Consider the following 18,603-nt stretch of genomic DNA (forward strand, 5'->3'; position numbering starts at 1 on the left):
CCCCATATGCGCAGTTAGCATACCGTGATACCGACCTTGCGCAGGGCCGACGAGGGGAGCGAAATTGGCCGAACCCGAGCCGGTGCCCTGGCCGTTCCAGACGCATCGGGCCGCCGACCCCCGAGTGCTCAATGCGATACAAGCACAAGGTTTTCGGGCCGCCAGCGAGTTGCTGGACCGTCTGCTGGACACCCTCGGCAACGACCGCCGGGACCCGCGGTCCGGCGCCGACGACGCCGGCCGCGCCGAGCCTGATCCGGCCGGGCCCGCCGGCCCGGCCGATCCGTTCCTTCAGCTGTGGTGGGCCACCGTCGGGCGCCTGCTGCGCTCGCCGACGGCGGGTTGGCCGAGTCGCCGTGACACCGCGATATTCGCTCTGCCACAACGTGTTTGCTCGGGACGAGTGATCCTGTCCGGAGCCGATCCGGACGCCGGCGGTGCCGCCGGCTGGGCGCACGGCGAGGTGTGGGTACACAACGACGGCAGCACGGACCTGCCGGATGTGCAGTTGACCTGCAGTGAGCTGTGCGCGCACGACGGGTCCCGGATCCCGGCCGACCAGATCAGCGTGGCGCCACCGCGAATGACGTTGCCAGCACGGTCGAATCGGGCGGTCCGGATCAGCGTGCCGACCACCGGCTTTCCGCGCGGCCGCTACCACGGGACGGTGTTCGCGGTGGGCTACCCGGAGTTGTGGCTGCCCGCTCAGTTGCTCAGCTGAGCCCGCAGCCGGTCCATCGCCTGCTGGTACTGCGGCGCCCGCGGATAGTCGCCGTGGGTGTCGACGCGCGGCCGGGTTTCGGCGGTTTCGGTGATGAGTTCGTCGGCCGGCACGTCGACGCCGTTGTCGGGCCGCCGGTCGAACACCGGGAAACCCAGGTGGTCGGTGGGACGCCACAGGTTGACCCACCGCAGCCGATCTGCGGAGCTGAGCAGTTCGGCCACTGTGGCCGGCGCCTCGGCCGGTGCCGGGCGGGACGGCGGGTCATCGAAGGTGGGACAGCGCAACAACCGGGCGGATCCGGCGTCGTGCACGCCAAGTACGTTGGGGCCCAGCAGTTCCGGGAAGATCCGACCGAAATAGGCGCGCAGTTGACTGCCGTAGCTGAGCAGGCCGATCCGGCCCCGGTAGTCCTGATCCAACTGCAGCAGCACGGCCACCGCCAGCACACCGCCGAGACTGTGCGCGGCCAGCACCAGACAGTTACCCGTGGCCGGGGCCGGCCGCGCCGGACCCAACCAGGCTCGGCAGTACGCCAGCAGCGTGGGCACCACCTGCTGGGCGTAACACGGCGGCCCGAACGGGTGCGCAGCGCGCGGCAGGAAGCAGATCAGGTCCCAGACCACGCCCAGCGGGCGGCCCTGGTTCGTGCCGAGCCCCAACAGCGTCACACCCAGCAGGATCGCGGCGCCCACCCCGACCGTGGTCAGGGGCCGCAGCACCGCCGATTCGGCCCGGCCGGCGTCGTCGACGAGTGCGGCCAGCACCAGTCCGGCCAGCAGCGTCGCGGCGGCCACCGCCGCGAGCACGCCGGCGGCCGGTTCGGCGCGGTGCGCCAGTGCCGCCCGGCGGCGCGCCGCGGTCCGGCGGGCCCGGTCCTGCGGTTCGCCGGTGGGCGGTTGGGTGGTGGCATCCAGGTCCGGCTCAACCAACTGGGCGCAGCGGCGCACTCGCCCGATCACCACGGCCGCAGTCGCCGCGAGCACCAGGAACGAGACCGGCAGGATCGCCGCAAAGCTCAGATAGATCGGGGGCACCGCGTCGATCTGGCCGCCCGGATTGCCGATCCGCCCGTCGGCCAGCAAGTCTGCCGAAAGCAGCACGAACACCGTGGACAGCAGCATCGCCGCGGTCAGCGCCAGCAGCAACAGCACGCCCGGTGCCGCACCCCGCCAGGCCTCGGCGGGCTGCGGCGAGGCCAGCAGCCGCAGGCACCAGACCGCCAGCGCGAGGGCCACCAGCACGGTGGCGGCCAGTCCGGCGCGCGCCCCGATCGCGGCCGGTGCCAGCTGATCGGCCAGCACGGCCAGGCCACCGGTCGCCAACAGCAGCGCGGTCAGCAGGTAGGACGCCCGCCGGTGCGCGCGCCAGCCCAGCGCCGACACCGCGATCACGAACATCACGAACACCAGGGCGCCCGGAACCATGGACAGCCCCGCCAACCCGAGCGTCGTCGGCCGCAACGGCACCACCAGCAGCGCAGCCAGCTGGGCGCCGAACGCCGCCAGGCTGGCCCACCACACCGCCGTGACCGCACCGCGGCGCCAGTGCTGCAGCTTCGCCGGCCCCTCCGAGACCAGCGGCATCACCGCGGTCAGCGCCACGCAGGCGGTCAGCAAACCGGCGGCCACACCGACGCTGAGCCAGTAGCCAGCCGGATGCTCCGGCCGCCAGGTTTGTCCGGTCCAGACCAGGGTGAGCGCCCAACCGGCCGCGGTGTGCACCCGGGCTGCCTGCCGCGGTCCGGCGGTGATGGCCCAGAAGTTGCGGCAGCCGAGTTTGAACCGGTCGCCCACCGCGCGCGGGTCTGGGGTCTGACTGGCGGCCGCCTCGGCCGGCCGGTCCGGCAGCGCGGTCGAAGGCCGCTCACTGCGGTTGAGGATCTGCTCGGTGACCGCCAGGGCCAGGATGGCCAGGAAGGGCACCAGCGACAGCACCGCGGTGCGGTTGCCGGGGTCGTCGGCCGCGATCCGTTGCGGCGCCAAGGCCAGACCGACGGTGCTGAAGGTGGCTGCCAGCAGCAGGGTCTGGCCCAGCCCGAACAACCGGGTGAGCGCCGCGGTGCCGCGCGCCGACCGGTACCGCTGACCCGGGCCGACCAGGCGTCGGGACCAGTACGCCACGTTGGTCAAGCCGAACGGGATGATCAGCAACCACCCGGCGTTGCTGACCGCCCGCAGCCAGCTCGAGAAGTTCAGCCAGTTGCCGGTCGGCGAGGTGCGCGCCGCGCCGCCCCAGGAGAACGCCCGCACCAGGCCGGGGTTCGGACGCTGGCGGTAGAAGCCGACGTCGGCGTCGCCGCATTCGCGCTGCACGGCGTCCAGGATGGCGGCCGGCGGCGTGTTGTTGACGCCGTGGATGCGCAGCTCGAGCAGCCGCTCAGCGGCCATCGGCCCCCGCCTTGGCTCGGCGCCGCCGGTAGGCCGCCACGTGTTGCCGGTTGGCGCAGTTGCCGGTGTCGCAGAAGCGGCGGGATCGATTGCGGGACAGGTCGATCAGCACGGCCTGGCAATCCGGCGCGGCACACGTCTTGAGCCGGCGCAACTCACCGGACCGGATCAGATCGGCCAATGCCATCGCGATGTCGGCACCCATCCGCTGCGCCAACGGGTCGTGCACGGCCGCCAGGTGCAGATGCCACTGCGGCATCTCCGGGTGCCGGGTCAGCCACGGAGCCGCGCGGGTGTCGGCGAGCAGCGCATTGACCTGACCGACGGCCTGTTCCTCGTCGTCGGCCGCGGCCCACAGCCGGCCCAGCCGCGCGCGCAACCGGTGCACCGCGGCCAGTTCGGCGTCGTCGTGGTCCCGCCGGCCGGTCCAACCGAACCCGGCCAGGTAGCCATCCAGGGCCGGCTGGTCGGCCAGTTGTTCACCGTCGATCCGGTCGCTGTTGACCAGCACACAGGCGGCCCGCAAGGTGAGTTCGGTGTCATGAGTGAAATTCATTTGACCCGTGACTTCCTCCGGCTCTATCGTCGTCATGACCAAACATCATTTTACTCATGACAGCCGAGGTGTGTGCGCGTGTTGGGGTTGCTTGCCGCTCTGACCTCCGCGCTGGCGTTCGGGATGTCGGGCCCGTTCGCGCGGGCGCTGATGAACGCCGGTTGGAGCCCGACGGCGGCGGTCACCGTCCGACTGCTCACCGGAGCGCTGATCATGGTCGCGGTGGCCGGCGCACTGCGCCCGGGTTGGTGGCGGGAGGCCCGCCGGCACGCCGGCACCGTCGTGGTCTATGGCGTGGTCCCGATCGCGGGGGCCCAACTGGGCTACTACAACGCGGTCGCGCACCTGTCGGTGGGTGTCGCCCTGCTGTTGGAGTACACCGCGCCGATCCTGGTGGTCGGCTGGCTGTGGCTGACCACCCGGCGGCGGCCCACGACGCTGACCCTGACCGGGATGGCGCTGGCCGTCGGCGGCATCATGGTGGTGCTCGACGTCTTCAGCGGCGCGCAGGTCAGCGTGGTCGGCGTGCTCTGGGGCTTGGCCGCCGGGGTGTGCGCGGCGTGCTACTTCCTGATGAGCGACACCGGGCGGCGGCCGACGCCCGACGGCGACGCGCTGCACCCGATCACCTTGGCCACCGGCGGACTGGTGGTCGGTGCGGCGACGGTCGCACTGCTCGGTCTGACCGGCATGATGCCGTTGAGGTTCACTGGCGCCGACATCACCGTCGCGGGCCTGACCACATCCCCGATCGTGGCCGTGGTCGCCCTCGGCCTGATCAGCACCGCGCTGGCCTACTCGTTGGGCATCGTCGGGGTGGCGATGCTGCGGCCCAGTTTCGCGTCGCTGATCGGTCTGTCCGAGGTGCTGTTCGCCCTGCTGTGGGCCGCTCTGCTGGTCGGCGAACGGATGAGCCCGACCCAAGCGGTCGGCGCGGCCGTGGTGCTGGCCGGTTTGCTCCTGGCGCGCCGCGGCGACACCGCGGTGGCCCGGGAAGCCGGGTCGCTACCGACCCCCGCGGCCAGCGATCGCTAAGGTGTCGACTGTGAAATCCGTCACGTCTGCTCGCGTTGCCGCCCTGATCGCCGCCAGCACCGCCGCCCTGGCCGCACCCGTCCTGGCTCCGACCACCGCACACGCCGACGGCTGCCCGGACATCGAGGTGATCTTCGCCCGTGGCACCGACGAGCCGGCCGGGATCGGCCGGGTCGGCGAGTCCTTCGCCGGTGCGCTGCGCAATCAGGTCGGCGGCCGGTCGGTGAGCACCTATGCCGTCAACTATCCGGCCTCGTTCGACTTCCTGGCCGCCGCCGGCGGTGCCAACGACGCCAGCGGTCGCGTGCAGTACATGATCGACACCTGCCCCAACACCCGGCTGGTGTTGGGTGGTTACTCGCAGGGCGCTGCCGTGATCGACGTGATCGCCGCGGTGCCGGTGCCGGCCGTCGGCTTCAACGCCCCGCTGCCGCCGAATGCGCCCAACCACGTGGCCGCGATCGCGCTGTTCGGCAATCCGTCGACCAAGCTGGGCCTGCCGATCACCGTCAGCCCGGTGTGGGCGGGCCGATCCATCGACCTGTGCAACCCGGGCGACCCGATCTGCTCGGACGGCGAAAGCATGGCTGCCCACAAGAACTACGAATCCTCCGGCGCCACCCAGCAGGCCGCGGGCTTCGTGGCCGGCCTGGTCTGAGGTCGGCCGGCCCGACGTGAGCGGGGCCTCGAAATTTCTTCCCGGCCCGGCGATATGTGAGGATTGGGCACCATGAGCGACTCTCTTGCCGCGCCTCGCTGGGCGCGCATCCCAGCCGCCGTCGTCGCGGCCGCCGCAATGTTGATCGCCCCGGCCGCCCTGCCGACCGCGCCCACCACCCCGTCCGCCGCCGCCGAACCGTGCGCGGACGTCGAGCTGATCTTCGCCCGCGGCACCAGTGAACCGGCCGGGATCGGCCGGGTCGGGCAGGCGCTGGCCGACTCGCTGCAGGGCCAGCTCGGTGGCCGCACGCTGAGCACCTACGGGGTCAGCTACCCGGCCTCCTACGACTTCCTGACCGCAGCCGACGGGGCCAACGACGCCAGCAACCGGATCTCGTACCTGGCGTCACAGTGCCCGGACACCCGGGTGGTGCTGGGCGGCTACTCGCAGGGCGCCGCGGTGGTCGACATGCTGATGGGCGTGCCGCCGCTGGGCAACAGGGTCGGCTCGGTCGGCTCGTCGGCGCCGCTGGCCTCCGACCTGGCCAGCAAGGTCGCCGCGGTCGCGGTGTTCGGCAACCCGTCGACCAAGTTCGGCATCCCGGTGACCTCCGGCAAACTGGGCGGACGGTCGATCGACCTGTGCTCCGACGGTGACCCGATCTGCTCGGACGGCCGGAACCCGTTCGCGCACACCAACTACGAGTCCGGCCCGTTCCCCAGCCAGGCCGCCGGATTCATCGCCGGCCTGGTCTGACCGAGTTCGCTCACCGGCCGCCGACCGGACTCTGCGCTACCATCGCTTAGGTGGTCAAACTTACTGCTGGCCGACTTCTTCGGCGATTCGGTTGCGTCGGCGTGGTGTTCGCAGCGGTGGTTGCGGTGGCGCCGTTGGGTTTCGCGGCGCTGTCGCCCGGTTCGCTCGCGGTGGCCCAGGCCGACCCGTGTCCACAGGTCGAGGTCATCTTCGCGCGCGGCCGGGTCGAACCGTCCGGGGCCGGCACGATCGGCAACGCGTTCGTCAGCGCGTTGCGCTCGCGGGTGAATCAGAACATCAACCTGTACGCCGTGCGCTATCCGGCCAACACCGAAGTCGACATCGGCGCCAACGACATGAGTCGGCGCATCCAGCACATGGTCAACACCTGCCCGCAGACCCGGTTGGTGATCGGCGGGTACTCGCTGGGCGCCGCGGTCGCCGATGTGGTGCTGGCGGTCCCGATCGCCGCGATGGGCTTCAAGAACCCGCTACCGCCCGGCACCGACCAACACATCGCGGCGGTCGCATTGTTCGGCAACGGCGTCGCCTGGGTCGGCCCGATCAGCACGTTCAGCCCGGTCTACGCCGACCGCACCATCGAGCTGTGCCACGGCGCCGACCCGATCTGCAACCCGGCCGACCCGAAAACCTGGCGCAACAACTGGCCGGATCACTTGGCCAGCGCCTACGTGGACGCCGGACTGGTCAACCAGGCAGCCGATTTCGTGGCCGGCAGGCTGAACGGCTAGCTACTGTCCGTCGGCGCTGCCGGTGAGCTCTGAACTGCTGCGCAGATCGCGGGTCACCGTGGTGCGCGCCGACAGTTGGTCGTCGGGCGGATAGTCCACCTGCACCAGGGTCAGTCCGCGCGCCGGCGCGGCCGCGAAATCACTCGACCTACTGGTTTCGCCGAGCAGGGCTGCGGCCCAATCGATTCCACGCCGCCCCTGCCCCACCGCCAACATGGCCCCGACCAGCGAGCGCACCATGTTCCAGCAGAAGGCGTCCGCGGTGATATGGGCGGTCAGGTACTGTCCGCGCGCACCGTGACGCTCCCAGTCCAGCCGTTGCAGCTCGCGGATCGTGGTGCCGCCGGGCCGGTGTCGGCAGAACGCGGCGAAATCGTGCAGTCCCACCAACTCTCGGGAAGCTGCCGTCATCGCATCGAGATCGAGCGGACGCGGCCACGGCGTCACGAAGCGGGCTTCGGCCGGTTCGACACCGTAGGGCGCCAAGCCCAACCGGTAGGTGTAGTGCCGCCGCAGTGCCGAGAACCTGGCGTCGAAACCGGCCGGGGCGCGCACGATGTCACGCACCCGGACGTCGAGCGGCAGCATCCGGGCCAGTCGGCGCACCAGCGGGGTGAACTCGGCCTCGCCGGGTCGGGTGCTGCGCGGATAGGCGTGCGACAGCGCGTCGACCGGGATGTCGACGTGCGCGACCTGACCGGTGGCGTGCACACCGGTGTCGGTGCGGCCGGCGGTGCGGGTCACGACCGGCACGCGGAACACCGTGGTCAGCGCCGCGTCGATCACCCCGGCCACCGTGCGCTGACCGGCCTGGGTGGCCCAGCCGGCGAAATCGGTTCCGTCGTAAGCGATGTCGAGGCGCAAACGAACGTGCCCGCCACCGGTGTCGATGGCGGGCACGGTCGTCACGTCGGTGCTACTTGGCAGCGTCGTCCTCGGCCGGAGCCTCGGTCGGGGCCTCGGTCGGGGCCTCGGTGGCCTCCTCGGCAACAGCCTCGGTGGCCTCGTCGGCCGCGGGGCCCTCGGTGGCCTCAGGCTCGACAGCGGCCTGCGGCGCGGCGGCAGCCGCCACCTTCTGCGCGGCGTCCGCGCGACGAGCGCGCTCGGCTTCCGAGGTCACGGTCTTCTCCCGGACCAGCTCGATGACCGCCATCGGGGCGTTGTCGCCCTTGCGGTTCTCGACCTTGATGATCCGGGTGTAGCCACCGTTGCGGTCGGCGTAGAACGGCCCGATCTCGGCGAACAAGGTGTGCACCACATCCTTGTCGCGGATCTTCTTGAGCACCTCACGCCGGTTGTGCAGCGTGCCCTTCTTGGCGTGGGTGATCAGCTTCTCCGCGTACGGCCGCAGCGCCCGTGCCTTGGTTTCGGTGGTCTTGATCCGGCCGTGCTCGAACAGCGAGGTGGCCAGGTTGGCCAGCAGCGCCTTCTGGTGAGCGGAGCCACCGCCGAGGCGAGGACCCTTGGTGGGCTTGGGCATTGCGACTATCTCCTAAATGGGGCCGGCCCCCGTACCAGGTAGGGCCGGGACGGTTTCGTTAAAGCTGCTCGGTCTCGGCGTAGTCCTGGTTTTCGTCCAGGTCGTAGCCGGCGTCGCTGTTCCAGGTGCCGGTGGCGACGTCGTAGCCGGCAACCTCGGACGGATCGAAAGTGGCCGGAGAGTCCTTGAGCGACAGACCCAGCTGATGCAGCTTGATCTTCACCTCGTCGATGGACTTCTGGCCGAAGTTACGGATGTCCAGCAGGTCGGACTCCGTGCGGGCCACCAGCTCGCCCACGGTGTGCACACCCTCACGCTTGAGGCAGTTGTACGAGCGGACAGTCAGGTCCAGGTCGTCGATCGGCAGCGCGAAGCTGGCGATGTGGTCGGCCTCGGCCGGCGACGGTCCGATCTCGATGCCCTCGGCCTCGACGTTGAGTTCCCGTGCCAGACCGAACAATTCGACCAGGGTCTTACCGGCCGACGCCAGCGCATCACGCGGGCTGATGGAGTTCTTGGTCTCGACGTCCAGGATCAGCTTGTCGAAGTCGGTGCGCTGCTCGACGCGGGTGGCCTCCACCTTGTAGGTCACCTTGAGCACCGGCGAGTAGATGGAATCGACCGGGATCCGGCCGATCTCAGCACCGGAAGCCTTGTTCTGCACGGCCGGGACGTAGCCGCGGCCGCGCTCGACGACGAGCTCGACCTCCAGCTTGCCCTTGTCGTTCAGGGTGGCGATGTGCATGTCCGGGTTGTGCACCGTGACGCCGGCCGGCGGCACGATGTCGCCCGCGGTGACGTCACCGGGCCCCTGCTTGCGCAGGTACATGGTGACCGGCTCGTCCTCCTCGGAGGACACCACCAGGCTCTTGAGGTTCAAGATGATGTCGGTGACGTCTTCCTTGACGCCCGGCACCGTGGTGAACTCGTGCAGCACACCGTCGATGCGGATGCTGGTGACCGCTGCGCCCGGGATGGACGACAGCAGCGTGCGCCGCAGCGAATTGCCCAGGGTGTAGCCGAAACCCGGCTCCAGCGGTTCGATGACGAACTGCGACCGGTCCTCGGCGATGACCTCTTCGGACAGGGTGGGACGCTGAGAAATCAGCATGTTTTTCCTTCTCCTTCTCGGCACCCGCTATTTGATGCCGTCGGGGGTACTCGGCGGGCCTCGGAAATTGAGGCCCCCGAGGGTTTACTTCGAGTAGAGCTCGACGATCAGCTGTTCGGACAGCGGCACGTCGATCTGCGCGCGCTCGGGCAGCTGGTGCACCAGGATGCGCTGACGCTCGCCGACGACCTGCAGCCAGGACGGGATCGGGCGCTCACCGGCGGTCTCCCGCGCGATGATGAACGGATCGGTGTTCAGCGACTTCTCCCGGATGTCGATGATGTCGTACTGCGACACCCGGTAGCTGGGCACGTCGACCTTGACACCGTTGACGGTGAAGTGGCCGTGGCTGACCAGCTGACGCGCCATCCGGCGGGTGCGGGCCAGGCCGGCCCGGTACACCACGTTGTCCAGCCGGCTCTCCAGGATGCGCAGCAGCTCCTCACCGGTCTTGCCGCCACGACGCACGGCTTCCTGGTAGTAGCGACGGAACTGCTTCTCCATCACGCCGTAGGTGAAGCGAGCCTTCTGCTTCTCCTGCAGCTGCAAACGGTATTCGCTCTCCTTGATCCGCGCGCGGCCGTGCTGACCGGGCGGGTAGGGGCGCTTCTCGAAGGATTGGTCACCACCGACCAGGTCGACGCCAAGACGACGCGACTTGCGGGTGACGGGTCCGGTGTAACGAGCCATGAGTTGTTTCTCCCTATGCCTGTCTCAACCGCGCCTAGACCCGACGCCGCTTCGGCGGCCGGCAGCCGTTGTGCGGCTGCGGGGTGACGTCGGAAATGGCGCCCACCTCGAGGCCGGCGGCCTGCAGCGAGCGGATCGCGGTCTCACGACCGGAGCCGGGGCCCTTGACGAAGACGTCGACCTTCTTGACGCCGTGCTCCTGAGCCTTGCGGGCCGCGTTCTCGGCGGCCAGCTGCGCGGCGAACGGGGTCGACTTACGCGAGCCCTTGAAGCCGACGTGTCCTGACGACGCCCAGGCAATGACGTTGCCCTGCGGATCGGTGATCGACACGATGGTGTTGTTGAACGTGCTCTTGATGTGAGCGGCGCCGTGCGGAACGTTCTTCTTCTCCCGACGACGGGTGGTCTTGCCGCCGCGGCCGGTGCCCTTCTTTGCAGTTGCCATCAGGTGTTACCTGGCCTTCTTCTTGCCGGCGATGGTGCGCTTGGGGCCCTTGCGGGTACGCGCATTGGTCTTGGTCCGCTGACCGCGCACCGGCAGGCCACGGCGGTGCCGCAGGCCCTGGTAGCAGCCGATCTCGATCTTGCGGCGGATGTCGGCCTGCACCTCGCGGCGCAGGTCACCCTCAACCTTGAGGTTGCCTTCGATGTAGTCACGCAGGATGGTCACCTGATCGTCGGTCAGGTCCTTGGTCCGCAGTTCCTTGTCGATGCCGGTCGCGGCGAGGATTTCGTTGGAGCGGGTACGGCCGATGCCGTAGATGTAAGTCAGGGCGATCTCCATACGCTTGTCGCGCGGGAGGTCGACGCCCACTAGACGTGCCACAGTGGTGTGTTTCCTTCTTCTTTGCGGAGGTGTCGCTCCCAGTCCGTTCCCGCTGTGTACGGGGACCGGCCTCCGAACCGGACGTGCTGAGCGGCCAATCCGCTCAGTGGTACTAGGAGTTCTGCATTCAATTGTGCGTAGTCAGCTGACTGCGGATCTTGGCTAGATCCTCAGCCCTGGCGCTGCTTGTGCCGGGGATCCGAGCAGATCACCATGACCCGCCCATGCCGGCGGATCACCCTGCACTTGTCGCAGATCGGCTTGACGCTCGGGTTCACCTTCACGGCTGTTCGATCCTTCTCGTTCTCTGGTTGGAAGTGCTGTGCGCTTCGGGCGGTCTACTTGTAGCGGTACACGATGCGGCCGCGGGACAGGTCGTACGGTGAAAGCTCCACCACGACGCGGTCCTCCGGGAGGATGCGGATGTAGTGCTGCCGCATCTTGCCGCTGATGTGCGCGAGCACCTTGTGTCCGTTCTCCAGCTCAATGCGGAACATCGCATTGGGCAGGGGCTCGACCACGCGGCCCTCGACCTCGATGGCACCGTCTTTCTTGGCCATGTCTTGTTGGCGATCCTCTTGGTGTTGGTTTCGTGTCTTGTCAGTCGGTTTCGTAACTCATATGTGTGCTGCTTGCGCCCGTACTCGGCGCAGCCTGCGCTCCGACTACCAAGAACGTGAGATCCTCGCTGGAAAGTTCCAGTGACGTCAGAAAGCACGCAAGAGTCGGCGCGTTGACCGCACCATTGGTCTACGATACCCGCTCGGCTGTCCACCACCAAAATTGTGGTCAGCCCGGCCCCCACCGGGATGCGAAGATCGTTGCGGAGAGCATTTCACACTCGCAGGAGGTGCCGTGACGGCCGTCTACATCGCCGCCTTCGTCGTCGGCGCCATCGCGATCGCGGCCACCGTGCTGCTGAGCGACCTCGAGCTCGGCGGTGACCACGACGGGCTGCCGTTCCTGAGTTTGACCGCGCTGTCGGCCGGGCTGCTGGGCGCCGGCACCGGCGGCCTGATCGCCACCTGGTCGGGGCTGGCCGCCGTCGGCGCCGGCGTGGTCGCGGCGATCTCCGGCGCGTTGATGTTGCTGGCCTTCCAGGGTGTGCTGCTGCCCTACCTGCGCCGGCAGCAGGCCAACTCGCAGCGCGGCCGCACCTCCTACATCGGCTTGCTGGGCAGCGTGACCCTCGAGGTCCCGGCCGACGGCTGGGGCGAAGTCGCCTTCGTCGACGGCGAGGGCAACCGGGTCCGGGCCAAGGCGGTCACCGCCGAAACCACCACGTTGACCAAATCGACCCCGATCTACATCGCCGATGTCGACGACGAGTACGTGCACGTCGTCGCTGTTCCCGGCGCCACCGAAGAAAGGCACTGAAACCGATGTCACTGCTGTCCATCCTGGTGATCGCGGTCGTCGCGGCGCTGCTGCTGTTCGTCGCGCTGCCGATGATCTACGTGAAGAACTACATCAAGGTGCCGCCCAACGAGGTCGCGGTGTTCACCGGGCGCGGCACGCCCAAGGTGGTGCGCGGCGGCGCCCGGTTCCGGATGCCGGGCATCGAACGGGTCGACATCATGAGCCTGGAACCGTTCAACGTCAGCATCAACCTGCAGAATGCGCTGAGCAACAACGGCGTGCCGGTCAACGTCGAGGCGGTCGGGTTGGTCCGGATCGGTTCGGCCGACGAGGCCGTGCAAACCGCGGTGCAGCGCTTCTTGACCTCCGACCTCAATGAACTGCAGCGGCAGATCAACGAGATCCTGGCCGGCAGCCTGCGCGGTATCACCGCGACCATGACCGTCGAGGACCTCAACTCCAACCGCGACACCCTGGCCCGCAGCGTGGTCGAGGAGGCCGGCGCCGACCTGGCCCGGATCGGCATGGAGGTCGACGTGCTCAAGATCGCCGGGATCTCCGACCGCAACGGCTACCTGGAGTCGCTGGGTCAGCGGCGGATCGCCGAGGTCAAGCGGGACGCCGCGGTCGGCACCGCCGAGGCCGAGCGGGACGCCCAGATCCAGTCCGCCAAGGCTCGCCAGGAAGGTTCGGTGGCCCAGGCCGAGGCCGACACCGCCATTGCCTCGGCCAACCAGAAGCGCGATGTCGAGCTGGCCCGCCTGCGGGCGCAGACCGAGGCCGAGAACGCCCAGGCCGACCAGGCCGGCCCGCTGGCCAACGCCCGCGCGCAGAAGGACGTCGGCATCGCTACCGAGCAGGCCGAGGCGGCCCGGGTGCAGGCCCGCATCGAGGTGGAACAGCGGCGCAGCGAGCAGGCCCAGGCCGCGCTGCAAGCCGACGTGATCGCACCGGCCGAAGCGCAGCGCCAGGCCGATATCGCCCGCGCCGAAGGGCAGCGTCAGTCCTCGATCCTGGCCGCCGAGGCGACGGCCGAGACCGAGCGGCGCGAGGGCCAGGCGAGGGCCGATGCCCGCAAGGCCGCCGCCGACGCGCTGCGGGTCGAGAAACAGGCCGAGGCCGACGCGCTGCAGGCCAAACTGGTCGCCGAAGCCGCCGGAAAGAAGGAACTCGCCGAAGCGCTGCGCGTCGAGCAGCAGGCCGAGGCGGCGGGTATCGAAGCCAAGCTGCTGGCCGAGGCCAACGGCAAGAAGGAGATCGCCGCCGCCCTCAACAGTTACACCGCCGATGCGGCCAGGCTGCTGATGCTGCCCGACGTACTGGCCTCGGTGGTGCAGGCCACCCAGGCGGCGGCGGCACCGCTTTCCTCGATCGACCGGCTGTCCATCATCGGCGGATCCTCCGATACCCAGAATGCCGTCGGTGGTCTGCTCGGGGTCAGCCCGCTGGCCGTCGCGCAGATCGTCGAGGCGCTCAAGTCGTCGGGCATCGACCTCGCCGAACTGCTCAACCGCACACCGGAGCCGCCGTCAGGGGACTGACTCGCCAGTCGGATCACGGAACCGGCGCCGACCGCTGGACACGGCGGCGTGAGCGCTCGGCTGCGTCCGAGTCGCCTCATAGCCCGTGGTGAGCCAGTACACGGCCCGATCGAGGGTCGGGAGGATGTCGGTGACGGCGATTTCTCCTGCGGCGAACCGGCCCAGCAGCCCGTAGACGACGCTGGAGATGATGGCATCGAGGTTGGCGATGAATTCATCGTCGACATCGTTGAGCAGTTCCAGGCCCGCGGGCGCCACGATGTCCAGACCATGGCGAAAAAGCTTCTGCCCGTTGGGCGCTGACCGCACCCGAAAAAAGGCGGTCAGCATTGCGGGGTGCTGCTCCCACGGCTCGAAGATCGTCCGGAACAATTCCGTGAGCGCGGTGTAGAGGGACGTCCCGGGCTGGCGAGGATGCGCGACGACACTGGCGTACCGGTGTCGTTCCACCCACATTTGCAGTGCCGCGAAGATCAGGTCATCCCTGGTGGGATAGCGCTTATAGATCGTCGACAGCGAGGTGCGGGCGCGGCGAGCCACTCCGCGCAGTTGAACCGCGTCGTATCCCTCGGTTTCGAGAATCTCTACGACGACGCCCAGTAGCGGATCGCCGCTCGGATCGGAATCTCGGCGTGCCGCGTCTGCCCTGTCACTGGTCACGTACCGCCCCTTGTCGCCAATCGGGTAACTCAGTTACTCTAACCCGCGTAACGCAGTTACTCTGATCACCCGGCCGCGGTCGATGTGGCCCACACAACGAAGCGAGGAACGATGGGTTCTTTGGACGGCAAGGTGGCATTTATCACGGGCGTGGCCCGCGGACAGGGGCGCAGCCATGCGTTGCGCCTGTCCGCCGACGGCGCACACATCATCGGGGTGGACATCTGCGCCGATATCGAGTCCAACGGCTACCCGATGGCCAGTCGGGCGGAACTGGACGAGACCGTCTCTCTGGTCGAAGCCCAAGGCGGCAAGATCGTGGCCTCGGTGGCCGACGTCCGGGATTTCCACGCCCTGCAGGCCGCGGTGGACGCCGGAGTCGAGCAGTTCGGCCGCCTCGACATCGTCTTGGCGAACGCCGGCATTGCCACCATGGCATTCCGCGAGTTGACCATCGACGAAGAACTTGCGATGTGGAACGACGTCATCGGCATCAATCTGACCGGGTCCTTGCACACCGCCAAAGCGACGATCCCGCACTTGATCGCCGGACAGCGCGGCGGGTCCATCGTGTTGACCAGCTCGACCGCCGGGCTGAAGGGCTTCGGTGGCCAGCAGGCCGGCGGCCTCGGCTACGCGGCATCCAAGCACGGCATCGTCGGCCTGATGCGGACCCTGGCCAATGCGCTTGCGCCACACAGTATTCGAGTCAACACCGTGCACCCGACCGCGGTGAACACCATGATGGCGGTCAACCCGGCAATGACCGCCTTCCTGGAGAACTACCCCGACGGGGGACCGCATCTGCAGAACCCGATGCCGGTCGGATTGCTCGAGCCCGAGGACATCAGCGCCACGATTGCCTACCTGGTCTCCGACGAAGCCAAGTACGTCACCGGGGTGGCTCTCCCGGTCGACGCCGGCTTCTGCAACAAGCTGTGAGCACCGTAACCGGGCGCGCCGCCGGAAAGAAGGTGCTGATCACCGGCGCCGCGCGGGGTATGGGCCGCAGCCACGCCACCCGCCTCGCCGAAGAGGGCGCCGATCTCATCCTGGTCGATATCTGCCAGTCGCTGCCCGAGCTCGAATATCCGCTCGCCACCCCCGAGGAGCTTCGGGAGACCGCGCGGCTCGTCGAGCAGCACGGGCGGCGCGCGGTGGTCCACATCGTCGACGTCCGGGATGCCGAGGCGCTGACCGCCGCGGTCGACGACGGTGTCGCCCAATTGGGCGGACTGGATGCCTCGGTCGCCAATGCGGGCGTCCTGACTGCCGGGACGTGGGATACCACCACTTCCGAGCAGTGGCGCACCGTTGTCGACGTGAACTTGATCGGGACGTGGAACACCTGCGCGGCCGCGCTGCCACACCTGGTGGACCGGGGCGGCAGCCTGATCAACATCAGCTCGGCGGCCGGAATCAAGGGTTCGCCGCTGCACCTGCCCTACACCGCCGCCAAACACGGAGTCGTGGGGCTGACCCGTTCGCTGGCCAATGAGCTTGCCGCGGTGGGAGTTCGAGCCAACACCGTACATCCGACCGGAGTGGAGACCGGGATGCAGCCCGCTTCACTGCACAGCCTGTTGCGGGAGAAGCGGCCCGATCTGGCACCGATCTTCGCCAATGCCTTGCCGATCGTGATGGCCGAGGCCATCGACATCAGCAACGCGGTGCTGTTCTTGGTGTCCGACGAATCCCGCTACGTCACCGGGCTGGAGTTCAAAGTCGACGCCGGCGTCACCATTCGGTGAACAGGAAAGGAAACGAAATGACCACACTGGATTCCGCGGCGGTCGAGCGCGGCAGGCGCGCCTTCGCCGACATCATGACCATCCCGGCACCGCAAGACTCCACCCCCGCCGATGACCACCTGCTGGACTTCGTATTCGCCGACGTGTGGCAGCGCCCCGGGCTGACTCGGCGGGAACGCCGATTCATCACCCTGCCCTGCGTTGCCGACGCCGACGCCGAAGGACCGCTGCGCGATCACGTGTATGCGGCGTTGAACAGTGGCGACGTCTCGATCGTGGAAATGCAGGAAACCGTGCTGCATTTCGCCGTGTACGCCGGGTGGCCGAAGGCCTCCCGCTTCAACATGGTGGTCGACCAGGAGTGGGAGCGGATCCATAAGGAGCGTGGGTTACCCGTCCCCGCGGCCGAGAAGCTGCTGCCGCTGACCACCCCCAGCGACCCCGAGGAACGTCTGGCCGTGGGAGCCGAAGCCTTCAAGGACATCAACTGCCTGCCATACGCACCCAACCGGGACAATCCTTTCCAGGGTGCCGGCATCCTGAATTTCGTCTTCGGTGAGATGTGGCTGCGTCCGGGGCTGGGCACCAAGGAACGCCGACTGGTCACGGTGCCCTGCGTGGCATTTCAGGACGCCCCCTATCCGATCATCAGCCACGTGTATGCGGCGCTGAAGAGCCGCAATGTGTCATTCGACGAAATGGACGAATTGACACTGCATTTCGCCGCTTACTACGGCTGGCCCAAGGCCGCGCACCTCAGCCAGGTAGTCGCCGAGCAGAAGCAACGTGTCACCGCGGAATGGGCCGCAGAAGACGGCCAGGCCTCGTGATGGCCACCGGCACCGAGCTACCGGCCGCCGACGAAACGGTCGGACTGCTGATCGGGGATGAGCGGGTCGACAACACCGAGACACTCCACGCGCATATCTACCCGGCCACCGGCCGACCCAACGCGACCGTTGCGCTGGCCGGGGCCCCCGAGATAGACCGCGCGGTCACTGCCGCCCGGGCGGCCCAGCGTGAATGGATCGCGCTGACCGTCGATCGGCGCCGCGATATCTTGATCGACCTGGCCGACCTCGTCCACGAGAATCTCGACGCCCTCACCGAACTCAACGTGCACGACTACGCGGTGCCGGTGTCCTTCGCCGGCACCGCCCATCTGCTCGAACGGTTTCTGCGCCATTTCGCCGGGTATGCCGACAAACCGCACGGGGTGAGTTCACCGGTCAGCAATTCGCACGACATCAACCTCATCGAGCGCGAACCCTACGGCGTGGTCGGCATCATCGCCCCGTGGAACGGCTCGCTGGTGGTGGCGGCGTCATGCATCGCACCGGCACTGGCCGCAGGCAACGCCGTGGTGTTCAAGCCGTCGGAGCTGGCTCCGCTTGCCGCGCTGCGTTTCGGTGAGCTCTGCTTGGAAGCCGGACTGCCGCCGGGATTGGTGAACATCGTGCCGGCCGGCGCCGCAGGCGGCGACCTGCTGGTGCGGCACCCCGGTATCCGCAAGATCCACTTCACCGGTGGCGGCGCCACCGCCCGAACGGTGCTGAAAGCCGCCGCGGAGAACCTCACTCCGGTGGTCACCGAACTGGGCGGCAAGTCGGCCAACCTCATCTTCGCCGATGCCGACCTGGACACCGCGGCCAAACTGTCGGCGCACCAGGGCCCGCTGATGCAGGCCGGGCAGAGCTGCGCGTGTGCCAGCCGAATCCTGGTGCACGACTCGGTGTACGACGCGTTCGCCGAGAAGTTTCTCGCCGTGATCGGTGCGGCACCGGTGGGCGATCCGTTCGATCCCACGGTCTACGTCGGCCCGGTGATCAGCGATGCCGCCGCCAACCGAATCCTCAACACGATCGACGAGGCGGCCAGCACCGGTGCCGGCACACTGCTCACCGGCGGTGAGCGTATTCCCGGCGTACGCATCGGCGGCGAGCTCGCCGAGGGCTACTTCATCGCCCCGACCGTCTTCGGTGAGGTCGACAACGCCTCGCCACTGGCGCAAATCGAGACGTTCGGCCCGGTGGTCTCGCTGATCAGGTTCACCGAGGAGGCCGACGCGGTGCGTACGGCCAACGACACCCGCTACGGCCTGAACGCGTTCATCCATACCCGGGACCTGTCCCGCGCACACCGCGTCTCGAGGCAACTCGAAGCCGGATCGGTATGGATCAACCAGTTCAGCCAGATCTCGCCGCAGGGCCCGTACGGCGGCTACAAGCAGAGCGGGTCGGGCCGGACCGGCGGCCTCGACGGATTGCACGAGTTCCAGCAGATCAAGAACATCCGAATCGCGACAAGCTGAGGC

Annotated in this window: 22 protein-coding genes; 11 read left to right on the forward strand and 11 right to left on the reverse strand. The window is 68.4% G+C overall.

The annotated features are described in order from the left end of the window. The first annotated feature begins 64 nt into the window (after window positions 1-64). Window positions 65-721: a hypothetical protein gene (locus AC5Y3P_RS10410; protein ID WP_500045815.1), complete on the forward strand. Its 657-nt coding sequence runs from the start codon at window positions 65-67 to the stop codon at window positions 719-721. Here AC5Y3P_RS10410 and AC5Y3P_RS10415 read toward each other — a convergent pair. Both AC5Y3P_RS10415 and AC5Y3P_RS10420 read right to left on the reverse strand, forming a co-directional pair. Next, the gene (locus AC5Y3P_RS10415) at window positions 706-3,111 is read right to left on the reverse strand and encodes a hypothetical protein (protein WP_500045816.1); all 2,406 of its coding nucleotides are present in this window, start codon (window positions 3,109-3,111) and stop codon (window positions 706-708) included. The genes AC5Y3P_RS10410 and AC5Y3P_RS10415 overlap by 16 nt on opposite strands. Beyond that, window positions 3,101-3,667 (reverse strand): CGNR zinc finger domain-containing protein, encoded by a 567-nt coding sequence (locus AC5Y3P_RS10420; protein WP_500045817.1) that lies wholly within the window; start codon window positions 3,665-3,667, stop codon window positions 3,101-3,103. Before AC5Y3P_RS10420 ends, AC5Y3P_RS10415 begins: the two co-directional genes overlap by 11 nt. 78 nt (window positions 3,668-3,745) lie before the next feature. On the opposite strand from AC5Y3P_RS10420, the gene AC5Y3P_RS10425 reads away from it, so the two are divergent. The 4 genes from AC5Y3P_RS10425 (at window position 3,746) to AC5Y3P_RS10440 (ending at window position 6,871) form a co-directional block, all read left to right on the forward strand. Next, the gene (locus AC5Y3P_RS10425) at window positions 3,746-4,702 is read left to right on the forward strand and encodes an EamA family transporter (protein WP_500045818.1); all 957 of its coding nucleotides are present in this window, start codon (window positions 3,746-3,748) and stop codon (window positions 4,700-4,702) included. 10 nt (window positions 4,703-4,712) lie between these two features. Beyond that, a complete protein-coding gene (locus AC5Y3P_RS10430; RefSeq protein ID WP_500045819.1) occupies window positions 4,713-5,360 on the forward strand; it encodes a cutinase family protein in 648 nt (215 codons plus the stop codon). A gap of 138 nt (window positions 5,361-5,498) precedes the next feature. After that, window positions 5,499-6,119 (forward strand): cutinase family protein, encoded by a 621-nt coding sequence (locus tag AC5Y3P_RS10435; protein ID WP_500045916.1) that lies wholly within the window; start codon window positions 5,499-5,501, stop codon window positions 6,117-6,119. A gap of 50 nt (window positions 6,120-6,169) precedes the next feature. Then, a complete protein-coding gene (locus tag AC5Y3P_RS10440; protein ID WP_500045820.1) occupies window positions 6,170-6,871 on the forward strand; it encodes a cutinase family protein in 702 nt (233 codons plus the stop codon). Here AC5Y3P_RS10440 and truA read toward each other — a convergent pair whose 3' ends face one another. The 8 genes from truA to infA form a co-directional block, all read right to left on the reverse strand. After that, a complete protein-coding gene (truA, locus tag AC5Y3P_RS10445) occupies window positions 6,872-7,861 on the reverse strand; it encodes a tRNA pseudouridine(38-40) synthase TruA (protein ID WP_500045821.1) in 990 nt (329 codons plus the stop codon). Beyond that, a complete protein-coding gene (gene rplQ / locus AC5Y3P_RS10450; RefSeq protein ID WP_500045822.1) occupies window positions 7,788-8,351 on the reverse strand; it encodes a 50S ribosomal protein L17 in 564 nt (187 codons plus the stop codon). Before rplQ ends, truA begins: the two co-directional genes overlap by 74 nt. Window positions 8,352-8,409: 58 nt before the next feature. Continuing rightward, complete coding sequence (locus AC5Y3P_RS10455; RefSeq protein ID WP_500045823.1) at window positions 8,410-9,462, reverse strand: DNA-directed RNA polymerase subunit alpha; 1,053 nt, start codon at window positions 9,460-9,462, stop codon at window positions 8,410-8,412. Between the two features lie 84 nt (window positions 9,463-9,546). Beyond that, the gene (gene rpsD, locus AC5Y3P_RS10460; RefSeq protein ID WP_500045824.1) at window positions 9,547-10,152 is read right to left on the reverse strand and encodes a 30S ribosomal protein S4; all 606 of its coding nucleotides are present in this window, start codon (window positions 10,150-10,152) and stop codon (window positions 9,547-9,549) included. Between the two features lie 34 nt (window positions 10,153-10,186). Next, window positions 10,187-10,597, reverse strand: coding sequence for a 30S ribosomal protein S11 (gene rpsK, locus AC5Y3P_RS10465; RefSeq protein ID WP_500045825.1), 411 nt, complete (start codon window positions 10,595-10,597; stop codon window positions 10,187-10,189). Between the two features lie 6 nt (window positions 10,598-10,603). Then, on the reverse strand, window positions 10,604-10,978 hold the full coding sequence (rpsM, locus tag AC5Y3P_RS10470; protein ID WP_500045826.1) for a 30S ribosomal protein S13: 375 nt from the start codon (window positions 10,976-10,978) through the stop codon (window positions 10,604-10,606). Between the two features lie 170 nt (window positions 10,979-11,148). After that, complete coding sequence (rpmJ, locus tag AC5Y3P_RS10475) at window positions 11,149-11,262, reverse strand: 50S ribosomal protein L36 (RefSeq protein WP_003879483.1); 114 nt, start codon at window positions 11,260-11,262, stop codon at window positions 11,149-11,151. 54 nt (window positions 11,263-11,316) lie between these two features. Further along, entirely contained in the window at window positions 11,317-11,538 is a 222-nt protein-coding gene (gene infA, locus AC5Y3P_RS10480; protein WP_003418601.1) for a translation initiation factor IF-1, read from the reverse strand. Window positions 11,539-11,833: 295 nt separating this feature from the next. Here infA and AC5Y3P_RS10485 point away from each other — a divergent pair, with 295 nt between their 5' ends. Continuing rightward, window positions 11,834-12,355 carry a hypothetical protein gene (locus tag AC5Y3P_RS10485; protein WP_500045827.1) on the forward strand — a complete coding sequence of 174 codons (522 nt, stop codon included), beginning with the start codon at window positions 11,834-11,836 and terminating at the stop codon, window positions 12,353-12,355. A gap of 5 nt (window positions 12,356-12,360) precedes the next feature. Then, window positions 12,361-13,878 carry a flotillin family protein gene (locus tag AC5Y3P_RS10490; protein WP_500045828.1) on the forward strand — a complete coding sequence of 506 codons (1,518 nt, stop codon included), beginning with the start codon at window positions 12,361-12,363 and terminating at the stop codon, window positions 13,876-13,878. On the opposite strand, the gene AC5Y3P_RS10495 is transcribed toward AC5Y3P_RS10490, so the two are convergent. Then, complete coding sequence (locus AC5Y3P_RS10495; RefSeq protein ID WP_500045829.1) at window positions 13,867-14,538, reverse strand: TetR/AcrR family transcriptional regulator; 672 nt, start codon at window positions 14,536-14,538, stop codon at window positions 13,867-13,869. The two genes, AC5Y3P_RS10490 and AC5Y3P_RS10495, sit on opposite strands and share 12 nt — an antisense overlap. A 111-nt stretch (window positions 14,539-14,649) precedes the next feature. Between AC5Y3P_RS10495 and AC5Y3P_RS10500 the strand changes: the two genes are divergently transcribed. Genes AC5Y3P_RS10500 through AC5Y3P_RS10515 form a run of 4 tightly spaced genes read left to right on the forward strand, consistent with a single transcriptional unit; the run spans window position 14,650 to window position 18,600 of the window. Beyond that, entirely contained in the window at window positions 14,650-15,480 is an 831-nt protein-coding gene (locus tag AC5Y3P_RS10500; RefSeq protein ID WP_500045830.1) for a mycofactocin-coupled SDR family oxidoreductase, read from the forward strand. After that, complete coding sequence (locus AC5Y3P_RS10505) at window positions 15,477-16,289, forward strand: mycofactocin-coupled SDR family oxidoreductase (protein ID WP_500045831.1); 813 nt, start codon at window positions 15,477-15,479, stop codon at window positions 16,287-16,289. The genes AC5Y3P_RS10500 and AC5Y3P_RS10505 overlap by 4 nt, the downstream gene beginning before the upstream one ends. A gap of 17 nt (window positions 16,290-16,306) precedes the next feature. Further along, on the forward strand, window positions 16,307-17,119 hold the full coding sequence (locus AC5Y3P_RS10510; protein WP_500045832.1) for a carboxymuconolactone decarboxylase family protein: 813 nt from the start codon (window positions 16,307-16,309) through the stop codon (window positions 17,117-17,119). Next, window positions 17,119-18,600: an aldehyde dehydrogenase family protein gene (locus AC5Y3P_RS10515; RefSeq protein ID WP_500045833.1), complete on the forward strand. Its 1,482-nt coding sequence runs from the start codon at window positions 17,119-17,121 to the stop codon at window positions 18,598-18,600. The genes AC5Y3P_RS10510 and AC5Y3P_RS10515 overlap by 1 nt, the downstream gene beginning before the upstream one ends. Window positions 18,601-18,603: the final 3 nt, after the last annotated feature.

It is taken from the genome of Mycobacterium sp. NGS45 (assembly GCF_059812645.1).